General features: G+C 44.6%; 1 protein-coding gene. It reads left to right on the top strand.

Annotation, left to right across the window (positions count from 1 at the left end):
• Positions 1–615, top strand: a 615-nt coding sequence (locus ICN13_RS10035) for a flagellin (RefSeq protein ID WP_216140214.1), incomplete at both ends; no start/stop codon positions are given.

Raw genomic sequence — 615 nt, 5'->3', positions numbered from 1 at the left:
GATTGTCTTCCGGTACTCGCATTAACAGTGCTAAAGATGATGCTGCTGGCTATGGGATCTCTGAGTCTTTAAAAGGGACTAAAAACATTGTGGATCAATCGATTCGCAATACCAAGGATGCGATTTCTCAAATACAAACTGCTGAAGGTGCATTAGATGTCGTTGGCAAGATGCTCCAGCGCGTCCTTACCTTAACTACCCAGCGCCAAGATGGCACTTTGAACTCTGATCAAACAGACTCTATTAATAATGAGATCGCTTCCCTTTTAAATGAAATCCAAAACGTCAAAGAGCGTACCCAGTTCCAAGGAGGATCTGGTTCAGTCTTTGGTACTACTAATGCCTTGAGTACTGGTACAGGGGCTGTTAGTGAGATTAATATTTCGGATTTGAGTTTGGCAAGTAATACAGGAGCCTATTGGACTGGCTCTTTGGGAGACTTCGAAAACGTTTATCTTGGATCTGATATTCAAAATGACCCTACTGCACCTGACTATGGAGTTGGTGGAGCGAGGTTTGCGCCTGGAACATTCTCGAGCCCAGTTCCTGTTGGCACACATCTTTACTATGGCGATGGCAATACCAAGATCGATAGCGGCGTAACAGTAACGGACT

The sequence above is a fragment of the Polynucleobacter sp. MWH-Berg-3C6 genome, from assembly GCF_018881855.1.
GTDB lineage: Bacteria > Pseudomonadota > Gammaproteobacteria > Burkholderiales > Burkholderiaceae > Polynucleobacter.
Note: the sequence above shows the minus strand (reverse complement) of the source record. Positions and strands in the feature narration are given on the sequence as shown.